This is a genomic window from Mycobacterium talmoniae (assembly GCF_001854525.1).
GTDB classification, from domain to species: Bacteria; Actinomycetota; Actinomycetes; order Mycobacteriales; family Mycobacteriaceae; genus Mycobacterium; species Mycobacterium talmoniae.
The window spans coordinates 1-16,671 of record NZ_MLQM01000122.1; the positions used below are offsets into that span (position 1 = coordinate 1).

Annotated in this window: 14 protein-coding genes and 2 pseudogenes; 5 read left to right on the top strand and 11 right to left on the bottom strand. The window is 67.2% G+C overall.

From position 1 onward, the window contains the following. Positions 1-868 (top strand): MinD/ParA family ATP-binding protein (locus BKN37_RS19075; RefSeq protein WP_083341898.1); only part of this gene is annotated, 868 nt, incomplete at its 5' end. Here BKN37_RS19075 and leuA read toward each other — a convergent pair. After that, positions 846-2,720, bottom strand: coding sequence for a 2-isopropylmalate synthase (gene leuA / locus BKN37_RS19080; RefSeq protein WP_071028532.1), 1,875 nt, complete (start codon positions 2,718-2,720; stop codon positions 846-848). The genes BKN37_RS19075 and leuA overlap by 23 nt on opposite strands. 303 nt (positions 2,721-3,023) lie before the next feature. Here leuA and BKN37_RS19085 point away from each other — a divergent pair, with 303 nt between their 5' ends. Continuing rightward, positions 3,024-3,659 (top strand): phospholipase D-like domain-containing protein, encoded by a 636-nt coding sequence (locus BKN37_RS19085; RefSeq protein WP_071028533.1) that lies wholly within the window; start codon positions 3,024-3,026, stop codon positions 3,657-3,659. 28 nt (positions 3,660-3,687) lie between these two features. Here the strand turns inward: BKN37_RS19085 and BKN37_RS19090 are convergent, their stop codons facing one another. The 8 genes and pseudogenes from BKN37_RS19090 to BKN37_RS19115 form a co-directional block, all read right to left on the bottom strand. After that, complete coding sequence (locus BKN37_RS19090) at positions 3,688-4,530, bottom strand: C1 family peptidase (RefSeq protein WP_207547265.1); 843 nt, start codon at positions 4,528-4,530, stop codon at positions 3,688-3,690. Positions 4,531-4,539: 9 nt separating this feature from the next. Further along, on the bottom strand, positions 4,540-5,967 hold the full coding sequence (locus tag BKN37_RS19095; RefSeq protein ID WP_071028535.1) for an alkaline phosphatase family protein: 1,428 nt from the start codon (positions 5,965-5,967) through the stop codon (positions 4,540-4,542). A 10-nt stretch (positions 5,968-5,977) separates the two neighbouring features. After that, on the bottom strand, positions 5,978-6,358 hold the full coding sequence (locus tag BKN37_RS19100) for a hypothetical protein (protein ID WP_071028536.1): 381 nt from the start codon (positions 6,356-6,358) through the stop codon (positions 5,978-5,980). 138 nt (positions 6,359-6,496) lie between these two features. Continuing rightward, positions 6,497-7,519: pseudogene (locus BKN37_RS27955) on the bottom strand (DUF4185 domain-containing protein); the annotation flags it as partial. A gap of 858 nt (positions 7,520-8,377) precedes the next feature. Further along, positions 8,378-8,857, bottom strand: a pseudogene (locus BKN37_RS30430) (chitinase); the annotation flags it as partial. Between the two features lie 231 nt (positions 8,858-9,088). Then, complete coding sequence (locus tag BKN37_RS28920; RefSeq protein WP_131823649.1) at positions 9,089-9,355, bottom strand: hypothetical protein; 267 nt, start codon at positions 9,353-9,355, stop codon at positions 9,089-9,091. A 185-nt stretch (positions 9,356-9,540) separates the two neighbouring features. After that, complete coding sequence (locus BKN37_RS19110) at positions 9,541-9,873, bottom strand: hypothetical protein (protein ID WP_071028538.1); 333 nt, start codon at positions 9,871-9,873, stop codon at positions 9,541-9,543. A gap of 92 nt (positions 9,874-9,965) precedes the next feature. After that, positions 9,966-10,829 (bottom strand): IclR family transcriptional regulator, encoded by an 864-nt coding sequence (locus tag BKN37_RS19115; protein WP_071028539.1) that lies wholly within the window; start codon positions 10,827-10,829, stop codon positions 9,966-9,968. A 356-nt stretch (positions 10,830-11,185) separates the two neighbouring features. On the opposite strand from BKN37_RS19115, the gene BKN37_RS19120 reads away from it, so the two are divergent. Next, a complete protein-coding gene (locus tag BKN37_RS19120; protein WP_071028540.1) occupies positions 11,186-12,451 on the top strand; it encodes an aspartate kinase in 1,266 nt (421 codons plus the stop codon). Beyond that, positions 12,451-13,491, top strand: a complete 1,041-nt coding sequence (locus BKN37_RS19125) for an aspartate-semialdehyde dehydrogenase (RefSeq protein ID WP_071028541.1) — start codon at positions 12,451-12,453, stop codon at positions 13,489-13,491. Before BKN37_RS19120 ends, BKN37_RS19125 begins: the two co-directional genes overlap by 1 nt. A gap of 13 nt (positions 13,492-13,504) precedes the next feature. On the opposite strand, the gene BKN37_RS19130 is transcribed toward BKN37_RS19125, so the two are convergent. After that, complete coding sequence (locus BKN37_RS19130) at positions 13,505-14,878, bottom strand: hypothetical protein (protein ID WP_071028542.1); 1,374 nt, start codon at positions 14,876-14,878, stop codon at positions 13,505-13,507. Positions 14,879-15,151: 273 nt separating this feature from the next. On the opposite strand from BKN37_RS19130, the gene BKN37_RS19135 reads away from it, so the two are divergent. After that, positions 15,152-16,246, top strand: coding sequence for a DUF4185 domain-containing protein (locus BKN37_RS19135; protein WP_071028543.1), 1,095 nt, complete (start codon positions 15,152-15,154; stop codon positions 16,244-16,246). A 194-nt stretch (positions 16,247-16,440) separates the two neighbouring features. On the opposite strand, the gene BKN37_RS29585 is transcribed toward BKN37_RS19135, so the two are convergent. Next, a partial coding sequence (locus BKN37_RS29585) for a hypothetical protein (RefSeq protein ID WP_207547266.1) occupies positions 16,441-16,671 on the bottom strand: 231 nt, incomplete at its 5' end.

Below are 16,671 nucleotides of genomic sequence, written 5' to 3' on the forward strand. Positions count from 1 at the left end.
GGTCACCTTGGGTCCCTCGGCCGACGAACGCCGGGTTCGCGAGCTCAACGCCGCGGTCGACAGCGCGCTACCCGGCACCCACTCGGTGGTGGTGCTCGGTGGCAAAGGCGGGGCCGGCAAGACCTCCACCGCGATCGGGGTGGGTTCGACGTTCGCGCGGCTGCACCACAAGGTGGTGGCCATCGACGGCAACCCCGACATCGGGGCCAACCTGGGGGAGCGGATCGATCCGTCGGCGACGTCCTCCTACCGCGAGGTGCTGACCGACACCCGCATCGAGCGCTACGCCGACGTGCGCGCCCACATCGGACAAAGCTCGGCCTCCGGCCTGGATGTGCTGGCCGCCAACCGCAACGTCAGCGACCGGAAACTGCTCGACGCCAAGACGTATCTGGCCGCCCATGAGGTTCTGCGGCGGTTCTACTCGGTGCTGGTCACCGACTCCGGGACCAACGTCGAGCATCCGGTGGTCAAGGGTCTGCTCGACACCGCGGACTCGCTGGTCCTGGTCTCGGCCGGCACCCATGACAGTGCGCAAGCCACCGGCAAGGTGATGGACTGGCTCGCCGAGTCGCGCCACAGCGAGCTGCTCGCCCGCACTGTCGTCGTCCTCAACGACGTGACCGGGCGCGCCGACAGCGCCACCACCCGCACCCTGGCCGAGGTGTTCGCCCGGCGGGTGGGCGCCGACCGGGTGTTCGTGCTGCCGTATGACCCGCACCTCGCCGCCGCCAGCGGAGTCGACCTGGACCAGCTGCGGCGGGGGACGCGCCGGCGGTTCCTGGAGATCACCGCCGCGGTGGCGGCGCACTTCGCCGCGCCGGCGGCCACACCCCAGGGCGACGTCAGCCGCGCGCCGCGCGGTTGACCGCGGAGACCACCGCCCGCAGCGACGCCGTGGTGATCGACGTCGCGATCCCCACCCCCCACACCGTCCGGCCCTGCCCATCGGGCCGACCCGCTTCGCCCGGCTCCGCCGCGCTCGCGATCGGCCCGCTGATGGAGGCCTCCACGTAGGCCGCGGCCTGCGCCTCTTCCCCGGCGCTCATCGCGTGCTCGGAGTAGTTCAGGACGTTGACGTGGATCCCGACCTGGCTCAGCGCGTCGACGAACGCCGCCAACGGGCCGTTGCCGACCCCGCCGATCTCGGTTTCGATCCCGTCGATCTTGACTACGGCCTCGATGCGGTCGGTGCCGCCGTCGACCTCGGCGGCGATCACCCGTTGGCGCATCCGCTCCAGCGGGCGCACCGGCGCCAGGTACTCCTCGGCGAACGCGTCCCACATCTCCTTGGGCGCGACCTCGCCGCCCTCCCCGTCGGTGATCTTCTGGATCACCTGGGAAAACTCGATCTGCAGCCGGCGCGGCAACACCAGGCCGTGATCGGCCTTCATGATGTAGGCCACCCCGCCCTTGCCGGACTGCGAGTTGACCCGGATCACCGCCTCGTAGGTGCGCCCGACGTCCTTGGGGTCGATCGGCAGGTAGGGGACCTGCCAGAGCATGTCGTCGACGTCGGAATCGGCGGCGTCGGCGTCGATCTTCATGGCGTCCAGGCCCTTGTTGATCGCGTCCTGGTGGCTGCCGGAGAACGCGGTGTACACCAGGTCGCCGCCGTAGGGATGCCGCTCGGGCACCCGCAGCTGGTTGCAGTACTCCACGGTGCGCCGGATCTCGTCGATGTTGGCGAAGTCGATCTGCGGGTCCACGCCGCGGGAGAACAGGTTGAGTCCCAACGTCACCAGGCAGACGTTGCCGGTGCGCTCCCCGTTGCCGAACAGACAGCCCTCGATCCGATCCGCGCCGGCCTGATACCCCAGCTCGGCGGCCGCGACCGCGGTGCCGCGGTCGTTGTGCGGGTGCAGGCTCAAGATGACCGAGTCGCGCCGCTTGAGGTTACGGCTCATCCACTCGATCGAGTCGGCGTACACGTTGGGGGTGGCCATCTCCACCGTCGCCGGCAGGTTGAAGATGATCGGGTTCTCCGGGGTGGGCGCGATGACGTCGCCGACGGCGTCGCACACCTGCTTGGCGTATTCGAGTTCGGTGCCGGTGTAGGACTCCGGGGAGTACTCGAAGCGCCACTGGGTGCCCGGATACTTGGCGGCCTCCTCGACGCATTTGCGGGCGCCTTGCACCGCGATCTGCTGCACGGCGGCCCGGTCGGCTTTGAACACCACCCGGCGCTGCAGGATCGACGTCGAGTTGTAGAAGTGCACGATCACCTGGTGCGCACCCCGGCACGCCTCGAAGGTGCGCTCGATCAGCTCGTCGCGGCACTGGGTCAACACCTGAATGGTGACGTCGGGCGGGATCGCATCGGCCTCGATGATTTCGCGGACGAAGTCGTAGTCGGTCTGGCTGGCCGACGGGAACCCGACCTCGATCTCCTTGTAACCCATCTTGACCAGCAGGTCGAACATGCGCCGCTTGCGGGCCGGGCTCATCGGGTCGATCAGCGCCTGGTTGCCGTCGCGCAGGTCCACCGCGCACCACAGCGGTGCCCGCTCGATCACCGTGTCGGGCCAGGTGCGGTCGGGCAGGCGAATCGGTTCGACTTCATCGGCGAAGCTGCGGTACCGGTTGACCGGCATCGACGAGCCGCGCTGCGGGTTCCATGAGGGCTGGCCGGGGTTGGCCGGGCCGGCGGGTTGGGTGATGGTGCGGCCCGACGAGAAGACGTCGGGGAAATCGGCCTCAGGCCGAGAAAAGCTTGTCACGATGATTGCTCCGGGTTTGCAGATGGACCTCAGACCGGCGCATCGCGAACACCCGCGACGGGAGGCCGGTCTGGGTCAGGCCCCGTCGCGGCGTCCGAGGAGGAGCACCCGCTGCACGTCAAACACTGTACCGTGTGCGGCGCCGCGACGAAAACCGCAGGCCGCGCCGCTGTCGGGGGACGAAGGCCGTTGTCGGTCCGCTGAGCGGACCGCGATCTTGCCTACCTCGGCCGATCAGCCGGTAATGGAACTCGCTGGGTCGCACAACTAACTCGATGCGGCTGGAGTTCGAGAGGTGCGGAGATGACGACACCGGGGCCCACTGCGCCCGATCCCACGTTGCAGACCTTCACCCTCGACGACCTCGCGCAATACACCCGCGAAGGCGCGTTCGGTCCGACCGCCAGCCCGGACTTTCGGGTCTTCTACGTCGGCCGGGACGACGTGCACGGGGTGCTGATGCATTTGTTCAGCCGGGTCAAGCTGAGCGTGAAGATGAACATGTTTGGCTATGACGACGCGCAGCTCAACCAGCTCTTGTTCGGCCTCGCCCAGGACCCGACGGTGATGGTGCAGGTCACCCTGGACAGATCGCAGGCGGGCGGTGTCGCCGAGAAGAAGATCTTGGCCTCCGACGCGACCGCGGACGCCGCCGCATTCGCGGCCGACTTCGCCGTCGGCGAGTCCGACACCCACCAGATCAGCCACACCAAGGGCGGCGTGCTAGACGGCGTCGTCGCGTTCGAGGGCTCCACCAACTGGTCCTCGTCGGGGGAAGGGACCGGCATCACGTTGGGCCAAGCGCAGCAGCACCCCGGCTTCAAGGCGCAAAACAACACGCTGGCCGTCTACACCAACGCCTACGAGATCGCGAAGTTCTCCGCACGCCTCGACTACGAGCACGCCGTGGCCGCGCACCAGCCCCAGCCCTCCGAGTGATCGCCGTCCGCCGGGGGCGATTCCCGCGTTAGGACGAGACCAACTCAATTGCCCAGAAGTCCCGGGCCAGATACGCGCCGTCGACCGGCGAGGTATCCGAACTGACCTGGGCCCCGGTCAGATACTGGTAGGGCAGGTAGAAGTAGCCGCCGTCACCCCAGAGCGGCCCCCACGAGTTGCGCACGATGAGGTGGTTTTGCGGATCCGAGTAGCCGACGGCGACGACGGCGTGACCGCCGACCGTGGTTTCGCCGGGCTGGGGCAACGGCACCACACCGGTTTGCGCGACGGTCGCGGACTCGAAGCTTTCGTACACGGTGAACCCGAACACCACCGACAGGTTCGACGAGATCGCGTCCTTCAAGTCCCCCAGAGTCTGAACCGCCAGGTACTGAACCGCCCGGTCAGCGGCCGCGGCGACATAGCAGCGTTTCGCCGGCTTTACGGCGAACATGCCGATGTCATAGGGCCACACCGATTCTGGGCACACACCCGCGGTGTTTACCACCTTGATTCCGTCCCTGATCACGCCGCCGGAATCGCTAGAGACGGTGCCTTCCAGGGCGCGTTCGTTGTAATAGATGAATAACCGCGACGGGAGAAAATCGCTGAGACCCTGGCGGTCTCGCTCATACTCCATCGCGGCCGCGATCGCGTTGCCGGTGCAGGCTCCGAGCTGGCCCTGGTCATAGACGGGCGGCATCGACGGACGCAGGTCACACTCGGGGGGAGGCGGGGCCCCGAGTCGGGTGGCGTACACCTTGTCCCGTGCATCCGGCAGCTGCGGCCGCCAGCCGTAACCGCGCACATGGCTCAGGTCGCTAGCGGATCCTTTGCGTTGGGTGCCCTTGCGCTCACGTACAGCCGTCATTGTTCACCCCTATGGTGATGTCGAGCTTCCCGATGCGTCGACGGTAGGGCGGGTGGGTCGCGGGGGCACGCGTAGCGCACCACCTGTTTCTTGTGGCGTAACGGTGGATCGGGTCGGCGGCGTGGGCAGCGGCCGATTCTCGAGTTCGTCGCGGATTTGGTCCAGGTGCGCCGGTTGCGCGGCCAACGCACCCGGGGTCGCCGGCGGTTGCGGTGCGCTCACCCCGGCTAACGGATCGTCGGTGCGGGGCGAGTCCAGCGTGAGGACCGCGCCGACGTCTTCGGCCGCGGCGTCGCGTCGGGTCAGGGCGGGCAGTGACCACCGGTGTTCGACGGTCGCCAGGATGCTGGTGTGATCGAGCGGGGTCGCGCTATCGGGGACACGGAACACCGTGCCGGGCGCGATCAGCGGGCTCACCAGCACGGTGGGCACCCGCGGCCCGAAGCGGGTGAAGTCGAAACCGTATTCACCCACCGTGTCATCGGGTGGGGTGGCGCCGGTCGGTGGGGGCACGTGGTCGTAGCAGCCACCGTGCTCGTCGTAGGTGACGATCAGCAATGTGCCGGGCCAGCCGGGTCCGCCCGCGACGGCGCGGTAGGTATCCAGGATCAGTTGTTCCCCGGCGGCGACGTTGTAGTTGGGGTGCTGGCTGTTGCCGGTGGAGTTCCAGCTCGGTTCCAGGAACGAGTACGCCGGCAGGGTGCCGGCGGCACAGTCGTTTTGAAAATCGGTGAACAGGCCGATGTTGCTGTCGGGGGCGTTGGCGGTGTCGGGAAAGTTGAGCCGGGTCAACGGTTCACGGTTGTAGCCGTAGATCTTCCAGGACACGTCGTGCTGACCGCAGAGCCCGAAGATGCTCGGTACGGTGAACGACTTGGTGACATCGTCGAGGTGCCCCTGGCTGGTGCCGGCGTTGGCGAACGCCCGGTTGGGCATGGTCTCGGTCGGCGCGGACCCGTACCAGTGGTCGCACACCGCGTAACCGCGGGCCAGCGCACTGAGTACCGGCAGGGCCGCCGGGGTGTAACAGCCCATGATCATGTCCGCGGTGGTGCCCGGCACCACGTACCAGCCCGGACCGCCATGCGCCACCAGAGCGTTCGCGAAGTCGGTGACGAATCCGGACATGGTTGGTGCCGTGCCGTTGGCGGGGCTCGCGGTACCGAACAGCTGCAGGTTGGTGGCGACGTAACCCTCCCCGGGGTCGGCGCCGGGCATGAAATAGGCGTTGGCGGTCTCGGGGGTGATCGGGAAGACCGGCACCGCGGTCCCGTTGTTGTCCGGGCAGCTTTCGGTTCCGGTGAGCCCTTCGAAGGCATCACCGGCCGGGGAGGTGTTGCCGGTGTCGTGGTAGAGGTAGCCCAGCATGTGATCGAACGAGCGGTTTTCCAGCATGAGCACCACGATGTGTTCGATCGCGCCAAGTCCCGTCGTCATCGCGTTGTCCTTACCGCGGGACCGATACGAGCTTGACGGGAATGTCGGTGTTTTCGTCGGTGTAGTAGCTCGCGCACACCCGGTGATAGCCGTCGGCGATCTGCAACGCCACCCCGGTGCCGAGGTCCCCGCGCACCGCCAGGATCGGCGAGAGCGGTGTGCCCTTGGCGATCTTGGCAAGATCGGAGTGCACGTGCGCGTTGTCCTTCGGCAGCAGCGGCAGGCGCGCCGCGCGCAGCAGATCCTTGGCCTTCTGGTGCGTGATCGGCGCCGCCTGCAGCGCGGACACGATCGCGCTGATCTGCTCGGCAGCCGCCAGCAAGGCGAGATAGTTCGCCGCTGCCGGATAGTCGTGCTGGTCCGGCTCGGGTTTCCAGGTGACCTCAGCCATGGTGGCACCCCGTCAGCGAACCGGCTGTGGCGTCTTGCGGCGCGGCTGCGCGGCGACCGGCCCGCGGCGCCGCACCGGCGGAGTACGCACCGCCTTCGGTGCGGCCGCCACCGGCTGCTCGGCCGCCGCAGCGGGCGCTGTCGTGTCGTTGAGCGTCACCTTGAACTGCATGGCGCGGTAGGGCCAGCCGGTGTCGGTGTCCCATTGGGAAACGACCAGGCCGACCCCGCCGGTCACGTCCAGTTGCGAACCGGGCAGCACATAGCCGCCGTAGAGCTGGGCGACCTGACTGTTCGCCAGATCCTGGGCGTCCCAGGAGGTCCCGGTCACCGGCGTCTGGACCTCGGCGTCGTACAGATCGGCGATCGGTGACTCAATGGTGCGGTATCCCAACGCGTATCCCGACGACAGGAACCCGCCCAGGATCCACTTGCCCGCGGCGAGCCGACGCAGGGTCAGCTCACCCCAGGTTTCGGACGGGGGTGTGATGGGGGTGGGTTCGTTGTCCCACGCCCACTGGTTATTGGCCCAGCCCCAGCCCGAGTACTTGGTCATGTCGCCGATGTCGGCGGGACGCACGCGTCGCAGGATGATGCCCTTGTCGCGCTGGAATCCGGTGGACACGATGTACACCCACCCGTCGTCGGGGTCGTAGTCCCACGACCACAGCTGCGCGTAGCCATGGTGCAAGCAGGCCGCGAACGTTGCCTTGGGCCCCATCGGCTGCCAGCTGACGCCGTTGTCGGTGGAGGACCAGATCCCGGTCCAGATCACGTTGGGGAAGCCCCGGTTGACGATGCCGTGCAGATACATGGTGCCGCCGAGCACCAGCACGTCGGAGGGAATCACGGTGCTGATCCCGCCCTGGTTCCACGGGTAGCTGTCGTGGACATACGGCCACAGCTGTTGCGCGTGGTTGGGGTTAGCCCCGCCCGCGCACTCGTAGGCGATCCGCGTGCCGGCGTCGCCGCTGCCGATCAGGGCGACCGGGGAGCGCCAATCGCCTTGTCCCACACTATCGCCGGAGAACGTGTCACCGAACACCGACATCAGTTTGCCGTTGGGCATCACAATCGACACCCCCAGGTCGGCGCTGGTCACGCCCCATTGATCGGTGACGCCCGGCCCAGTCATGTCGCCCACGTAGCCCTCGACGGGCATCACGACCGGCACCGCCGCCGCGGGCAGCGTCGCCGGCGGCGCGGCAGCCGGTTGGGTCGCGTGACCGTTGCCGGGGGCCAGGATTTCGGCCGCCGTCACCATCGGGGTCAGTACCCGCGGGTGCACCACGTCACCCACACCCAGCGCGGTGGCCAACTGGGTGGGGGAGAGCCCGTCGGCGCTGTTCATGTCGCAGTGGCCGAACGGTGGCGCGCCTTGCGGCAGCTCGGCGTCGTAGCCGCCGCCGTCGGTGTACTGGGGGGCGATCTTAAACACGCTGGGGTCGTTGGGATTCGAGCCGTAGCCCGCCAGGATCATCGGAATGTGCTCGGGCTTGGTCTGCCACATGGTCCGCTCGTCGAACAGATTGGCGTAGCCGATCACCCGCCGGTCATCACCCAGCCAGCTGGCCAGCCCGTAGTACACGCCGTTGACGCCGGTGCTCTGGTCACCGCCGGGGTTGCCGCCGGACTCCAGGTCGATCATCGCCACCATCTTGGGATGCGGACCGCCCTGCGCCTGCACCATCTGCTTCATCGTGGCCAGGGTGTCCTGCCAGTTGGCGCGCCAGTACAGGTAGACGATGAAGAACGCCAACCGCCCGTCATCACACGCTTGGGCGCACCACTGGTAGTTCTGCGCGAAGTGGTGATCCTGATAGGTGCCGTCGTTGCAGCGGATCGACAACACCCGGTAGTGCCAGTCCTGGCCGTTTTCGGGGTAGGTGGCGGCGGCATAGGAATCATCGACCGGCACCTGCCATTCGCTCACGTCGGCGAACAGGGTGTCGCGCGGCTCGGCCGGCGGTGGCGGGTTCATGGCGCTGGGCTGATGCGGGATGGGGGTGCCGTCCTCGACGATCGGTCCGGGCAGATACCACCAGTTGTTGGCGTAGCTGGTGTCGGTGACATCGCGGGCGTTGGGGCCCAGCACCGTTCCGCTGGTGCCGTTGGTCTCCACCTGGAGCTGGTCCACCGCGCACCACATGTGCGAGTTCACCCCGCCGCCGGGGCCGTGATGCAGCGCGATCTTGACGGCCGCGTCGGGCGGGAACAGGTCGGGGCTGGGCACCTGGACGGTGCCGAACGGTCCGTTGTTGGGGTCGGCGCTGCCACCCATGTCCGGGGCACGCCAGTTCTCGGTGCTCAGCCCGTGGCGGGTCCATTCCATCGCGGTGCCGTTAATCGCGGCGTCGAGTTCGTCTACGACACATCCGCTGCAATCGGTGCCCCGCCGCCGGTTAAACGGATTCCAGTTTCCGCCGTACACGTACGGGTCTCCGGCACGGTCGATGGCGATCTGCTGGCTGAACGAGATGTTCTTGCGCCGCTGCGGCATCGCCGGCTCCTTACGCTCGTGCAGACGGTGAACCGCACCGTGGCGGTGGCACCCGGATTCTGCGGGCCATAATCGGGCGCAGTTGCGCATTCGCACTGCACTTGGTGCCTGTATTGAAATTGCCGGGTTTCGGGTACGTCTACGACCGGGTCCGCTCAGCGGACCGGCCCGTTGCAACTGGCGAATCCTGGGCCCGTAATCGGGTGTTAGGTCCGTCAGTCGCGCGCGAGGCTAAGCGGTCTGGCCAACCGCCAGCGCGCCTTCGATGAGGGCTTCATGGGCCCGCTTCAGGTACTGTGCGTGCTCCGTAATCGCCGCTGCCATCGCCTCCACTAAGGCTTGCTCGGCGGGGGTTGTCCATCCTGGTCGCCTGATGATTGCCAACAGGTCCTTTTCAGGTATCGCGGATACGCTCGTCAAATGTGTTGAGAGACTGGTTAAGGCCTCATTCATCGCGCGAACTCCGGACTCAATTGAACTATGCATTACGGTCGACATTGTTTCCTCCTGTCGATGCGGTTCTGGCCGAGATTCACCTTGGGTCGTATCGACCTCGGCGAGCTGCCTTGCCGCCGACGGCCATTGGCTTTCCCAGCGCTATTGCGCGCCAAGCCGCGGGATTTGGTCAAGGGGGCGGTCCGATGAGCGGACCGGGGGAATGTCACGCCATCGTGATGGCCGCATCAGGCACCGTCCGCAACCGTGACCGTGTTGCTCCACAGCAGCCCATGATCGCCATGCGGATCAGGCCGGTGGTCACTCGCGGCGATCTGCGCGGTTTCGGCGACTGCGGTCGGCGGAAGCGTCGCGGAGAGCCGCCCGTCGGCGTCGGTGGTGTAGGTGAGGTAGTCGGCGATGTCGTCGCCGGCGCGGGTTATGCGCACGGTGACCGAGTGGTTGGGGAGGAATCCGGCGCCGGTGATGAGAACGCGCCCGCCCACGGCGGTGATGACCGGACCGGCCGGCGGGGCCGGCTGCGGCGGAGGTGCCGGGGCGTCGGGTGCATCATTCGCCATGGTGGCTGCTCCCGTCGCTCGCGGTCGTACCGTCGCGGTGCGAACCCTCTGCAAATCGGCGGATTAGCGGACCGCGGCAAGACCCGGTGGCTTTACCCGATACCCGCATTGCCGGCAACGGCAACCCCCTGGTCCGACCAGCGGACCGGGCTGGGACGCCAACGCAGGGCGGCATCGATGCGGTGGGCCGCACCCAGCACCAGATCGGGCAGGTTCGGCGGCAAGGTTGTCGCATACACGAGCGCGAAGACCGCGCCGGCACAGTCGCCGCTGGGGTACCACACCGGAGCCGACACGGAGCAAACGCCCGCTACGGCGTCTTGCCGATCGGTCACCGTCGCGCTCGGATCAGCGATGTGGTCCCGCAGCCGCTGCCATTCCAGCGGCGTCCAGCAACCAGGCGGCACCGCATCAGCGCGCCGGGCGGCGTGCAGGATGCGTCCCGCGGCGGTGCGGGCGGCCGTGTCCCGGTCCAGCGCGTCGGGGCAGTACCCGCAGCCCCGGCGGGCAGTCGCGCTGACCACCCGCATTCGGTCGCCGTTCAGCACTACCAGCGCCGCCAGATCGCAGCGCGCCTGCACCGCGAGGGCATGCACGAAAGCCTGCGAGATCTCCCGCAGCTGCGGGTCCGGTAGCCAGCGTTGCCCAAGGCGCGCGAGCCGGGGCCCCACGTAATAACGCTGCTCGACACGTTGCACTGCGCCGAGAGCGACGAGTTGCTCGGTGAGCCGATACGCCGAGGACTTCGCGAGCCCACTCGCGCGGGCCAGTGCGGTCAGTCCCAGCCCGCCCTCGGTGCAAGCGAGCGCATCCAACACGGCGAATGCGCCGGTGAGCACACCCCGCCCGGCAGACGAACTCAAATCGGCTGTCTTCGGGCCCAAACCGCTGTCGACCGCGAGCCCGGCGACTTTCTCGCCGGCGCGCAGTGGTGGTGTCAGCAGCTGGTCGCGCAAACTAGCCGTAGCAGTGTCCGACATGGATCCTCGGTATTTGCCCTGCTATCCCGATTCGGGATGTTCATGCACAATCGTTTCAGCGAGCGACGGTGCCAACACGAGTAGCGCATTACCCGTTTTGCTCGCTGAAGTTCGGGGGCGTGATGCGGCGGTGCGGGCACATTCCCGAGCAGCTCTGTGACCGCGGTGGCAAGGCTAGAGGCGCACCGGGCACGTTGCGGGGAATGTGATCGTCCCGCCCCGACGTGGACCGGAGCCGAGCAGCGTCGGACCGGGACGTGCCGACCCCGTATCCTGTCTGTGACTTGACCCCGACGATGCGGGTGAACTCCCAGCACCCCGAAAGGACGGCAGTGGCACTCGTCGTGCAGAAGTACGGCGGATCGTCGGTGCAAGACGCCGACGCGGTCCGCCGGGTCGCTGAACGCATCGTCGAGACCAAGAAGCGGGGCAACGACGTCGTGGTGGTGTGCTCGGCGATGGGCGACACCACCGACGACCTGCTGGAGCTGGCGCAGCAGGTGTGCCCGTCGCCACCGGCTCGCGAACTGGACATGCTGTTGACCGCCGGTGAGCGGATCTCCAACGCACTGGTGGCGATGGCGATCGAATCGCTGGGGTCGGAGGCGCGGTCGTTCACCGGGTCGCAGGCCGGGGTGATCACCACCGGCGCGCACGGCAAAGCCAAGATCATCGAGGTCACCCCGGGTCGGCTGCAGGCCGCCCTGGAGGACGGCCAGGTGGTGCTGGTCGCCGGGTTCCAGGGGGTCAGCCAGGACAGCAAGGACGTCACCACGCTGGGTCGCGGCGGCTCGGACACCACCGCGGTGGCGCTGGCCGCGGCCCTGAAAGCCGACGTGTGCGAGATCTACACCGACGTCGACGGCATCTTCAGCGCCGACCCGCGCATTGTGCCGAACGCGAAACGGCTGGACACCGTCACCTTCGAGGAGATGCTCGAGCTGGCCGCCTGCGGCGCCAAGGTGCTGATGCTGCGCTGCGTGGAGTACGCCCGCCGCTACCACCTGCCGGTGCACGTCCGGTCGTCGTACTCGGATAAGCCCGGCACCATCGTTTCCGGATCGATCGAGGACATCCCCATGGAAGACCCCATCCTGACCGGCGTCGCCCACGACAAGAGCGAAGCCAAGGTCACCGTCGTCGGTATCCCCGACCTGCCCGGCTACGCGGCCAAGGTGTTCCGCGCCGCCGCCGACGCCGACATCAATATCGACATGGTGTTGCAGAACGTCTCCAAGGTCGAGGACGGCAAAACCGACATCACCTTCACCTGCCCGCGGGAGAGCGGGCCGGCCGCGGTGGCGAAGCTGGAGTCGCTGAAGAACGAGGTCGGCTTCACCGAGGTGCTCTACGACGACCACATCGGCAAGGTGTCGCTGATCGGGGCCGGGATGCGCAGCCACCCGGGCGTGACCGCCACGTTCTGCGAGGCGCTGGCGGATGCCGGGATCAACATCGACCTGATCTCCACCTCCGAGATCCGCATCTCGGTGCTGGTCCGAGACACCGACCTGGACAAGGCCGTGGTCGCGCTGCACGACGCGTTCGGCCTCGGCGGTGAGGAGAAAGCCACCGTCTACGCCGGGACGGGCCGCTGATGGTCGCGATCGGTGTGGTGGGCGCCACCGGCCAGGTCGGCCAGGTGATGCGCACCCTGCTCGAGGAGCGCGACTTCCCCGCCGACACGGTGCGGTTCTTCGCCTCGGCCCGCTCCCAGGGCCGCAAACTGCCCTTCCGCGGCCAGGAGATCGAGGTCGAAGACACCGAAACCGCCGACCCGACCGGCCTGGACATCGCGTTGTTCTCCGCCGGCGGGGCCACCTCGCGCGCGCAGGCGCCGCGGTTCGCCGCGGCCGGCGCGACGGTGATCGACAACTCCTCGGCGTGGCGTAAGGATCCCGACGTGCCGCTGGTGGTGTCCGAGGTCAACTTCGACCGCGACGTCCGCGGAAAGCGCCTGGAAAAGGGCATTATCGCCAACCCGAACTGCACCACGATGGCCGCGATGCCGGTGCTCAAGGTGCTGCACGACGAGGCGCAGCTGGTGCGGCTGGTGGTCTCGACGTATCAGGCGGTGTCCGGCAGTGGGCTGGCCGGCGTCCAGGAACTCGCCGAGCAGGTCCGGGCGGTCTCCGACGGCGCCGAGAAGTTGGTGCACGACGGCGGCGCGGTGGCGTTCCCGGCGCCGAACCAGTACGTGGCGCCGATCGCGTTCAACGTGGTGGCGCTGGCCGGGTCGCTGGTCGACGACGGCTCCGGCGAGACCGACGAGGACCAGAAACTGCGCAACGAGAGCCGCAAGATCCTCGGCATCCCCGACCTCGCGGTCAGCGGCACCTGCGTGCGGGTCCCGGTGTTCACCGGCCACAGTTTGTCGATCAACGCCGAGTTCGCTGCACCGCTGTCCCCGGACCGGGCGGCCGAGCTGCTGGCGGGCGCGCCGGGGGTGCGGCTGGTCGACGTGCCCACCCCGTTGGCCGCCGCCGGGGTCGACGACTCGCTGGTCGGCCGGATCCGGCGCGACCCGGGCGTGCCGGACGGGCGGGGTCTGGCGCTGTTCGTCTCCGGGGACAACCTGCGCAAGGGCGCGGCCTTGAACACCATTCAGATCGCCGAGTTGTTGGCCACCAACCTGTAGTGCGTAGTCGACTCTATTCTTGAGCACCGGTGTGCGCAGGGGCTTCCAGCTCGGGGAAGGATCGGCTTGCGGCAGCCAGCCCTTCAACGAAGGTTCGATTGCTCAGGGAAGCGACGATGTCACCCGCATGGCGCAGGGATTCCCGGAGAAGCGGACCGGCAAGCGTGTCGAGCTGCTGGAGTGCCTTCTGCGCGGCAGCAATTGTGTCGTCGGTGAACGGTTGATGCGAAGTCGCCGTCGATTCGAAACGCTGGAGCGCGTCCCAGACGCTTCGGCGCAGGTCTGAATGCGCGCCGAAAAGTATTCCAAGCTCGGTGGAATGTTGGGCTAGTAGCGCGGTCAACAAGCGACCGCTGGGCTCGGCGGACATCGTAATATCCCGCAGCCGACGCATTCGTGTGGCGATTTCGTCCGCGCGGGGCCCGGCCTCGATCTGCGCCGTGTCGCCAACAGGGCAGTTGACAGCAGTTAATGACCCGAGGTCGGCGAAGTTCAATTGCCCAGTTGGGAACCCGTTTCCGGTGGGATCATCGGTTCCGATCCACGCGACATAAGTAACGCCGTTCAGAGTGGCAATCGCCGGGGCATGCCAACTCGTAGCCGAATAAATTACGCGATTAACCTTCGCGGGGTCCAGGTTTTCCACGCCGTAGAGCAAGGAGATGAAGTTGCTTTTGTTCACGTATGCTGCAGCGTAGCCGTTAACGGTCGTCACCAATGTTGGGCCGCCGATACATTGATCGGGATAGGTCACCGCGGGCGTAAACAGTTCCCCGCTAAAGGGCGCGGGTCCAATAGCCTGGGTAATTGTGAGATAGTTATTTGGATCGACACCTGCGAAGGCAATCTGTATCTCTCCGGCGGGGGTCAGCCCGAGCGCCGGGGTATCGACGCTCAGGTAATCGGTTGTCTCGAACAACGTCAAAATTGCGGAATTGTCGTTGGGGGCGTATCCGAAACATAACGCTTGCGTGGGGTCTTGTGCCGTTGCGGCGAAGTAAATACTGTCGGCAACCGGCAGAATGGCTGGGCCCCCGATAACGGGCGAGATTGGCGGCCCGCCTTCGTCGCTGTCGCTAGGAGATTTCCAAGTATTCGAATAGATGAACGCGAGTTCCTCTGGTATGAATGAAGACGCGAGCCACTCAAACGTCGGAAGTCCCATGCCAGTCCACGACATCAACAGCGGAGATACGTCGGTGGAGTCGTAGGGCGACTGGGCAAGTGCAAATCGCTCCGAGGTGGAAACCTTGTTCCCCCAGATCGGCTGGGCGTTGACGACGCCGTTCCGCTCCATCATCGTAGCGATATACACCGTGCCGTCGATACAAGGCCACGCGAGAACTAGCGTTTCGGGATAATCCGCTTCCCAAGGAATCACCGTCATGGCGGGGCTGCCTGACGCTCCGTGGGAATCAACGCTTGTTATGCCCGTCCACATTGGAATCTCCTATTCCGTGCGCGCCGGTTTTGGAGGTCCATTGCAAGCTCATCGGTTGATGGCGGCAAGTGGCCGGTCCGCTGAGCGGACCGGCCAGCGCCAGGAATGCGGCCCGTGCGGACCCCTATGCCCCGCCCTTTGTAGCTTCTAGGTTCACTGGCACGCACCGATACGATGCCCGCGATGGGTGCGCGATACAGACGGACAGTTACGGCCCTGATGGCGCTTGTTTCGCTAACCCGGCCGCTCGCGCACGCCGATCCGCCGGCCCCGATGCCCGAGCCGATTCTGCAGCCGCTGGCCGAGGGCCAGGTGCTGCGCATCGGCCCGATGGCCGGCACCGGCACCGACACCCGCGACTACGGGATCGGCGCCACCGATCTGTGCGAATTCATGGAATTCCCCAGCGAGGTGCTGCAGATCTGCGGCGACAGCTTCGCCGGGGAGGGTGTCGGGTTCGGCGGCTGGTATTCGCCGATCGCCCTGCACGTCGACACCGACTCGGTCAACGATCCGACCGGCGTGCGCTACACCGGCGTCACCGGGGTGTGGCAGCCGCTGCTGGCCGACCCGACCCCGCCGGGGTCCTCGCAGCTGCCGGCCGGGGTGGTGCGCATCAACCGCAGCAACTACCTGCTGGTCACCACCACCACCAGCCTGGTGCCGCAGAGCTCGCGGCTGGTGAAGGCCGAACCCGCGCGCGGGCGCTGGTCAACCGTGCCGGGGTCGGGGCGCGACGGCGGCTACCAGGAGGGCCGGCAATCCCAAATCAGCGGGTACTACGACCCGATTCCGACCGCCGACTCGCCCAGCGGGTGGGTGTACATCGTGGCCGACAACTTCAACCGCAGCGCGCCGGTGGTGCTGTACCGGGCGCGGCCGGAATCGTTCACCGACCGCTCGACCTGGCAGGGCTGGGCCGGCGGCGCCGGCGGCGGGTGGAACAAGCCGCCGACCCCGCTGTGGAACGAGCAGATCGGCGAGATGTGCGTTCGGCAGATCGACGGCAAGACGGTGCTGTCGTATTTCAACGCCAGCACCGGCGACATGGAGGTCCGCGTCGCCAACGATCCGATGTCGCTGGGCAGCGCCCCGGTCACCACCGTGGTGCAGCACGACGAATGGCCGGAGCCGGCGGAAAGTTTGCCGCCGCCGTTCGACAATCGGCTCGCCCAGCCCTACGGGGGATACATCTCGCCGGGGTCGACGCTGGACGAACTGCGGGTGTTCGTCAGCCAGTGGGACACCGAACCGCGGGAGCGGGCGCCGTATCGGGTCATCCAGTTCGCGGTCAACCCGCTCAAGCCGGAGTAATGCGGGTGCTCACCCGCATAGCTTTTTCATAAGTAGTACCTAGCTGACGCCATTTTCCGGCGCAGATGATGCTAAGTATGAGCGAAACACCTGAAACCCCCAGCACGGCGACTCCGGCCGCCGCTACGACCACGCAGCAAAAACCGTATTGGCTCTACCGGCTCGCGGCCTGGGTCGCGATCGTCGCCGGGATCCTATTCATTGTCGCGACCATCTTCTTCTCCGGCGCGGCGCTGACCCATCACCGCGGCTGCCACGGTCACCACGGCCATCACGGTCACCACCACTCGATGGTCCAACCGGGTCACCACCACCGGCAGCACCCGGGTCCGGGAGCCGGTGTCCCCGGCCCGGGCCAGGCGCCGACCTCGACCGCACCGTCGCTGGCGCCGCCCACCCCGTAGTTGCCCCCCAAGTCGCAAACG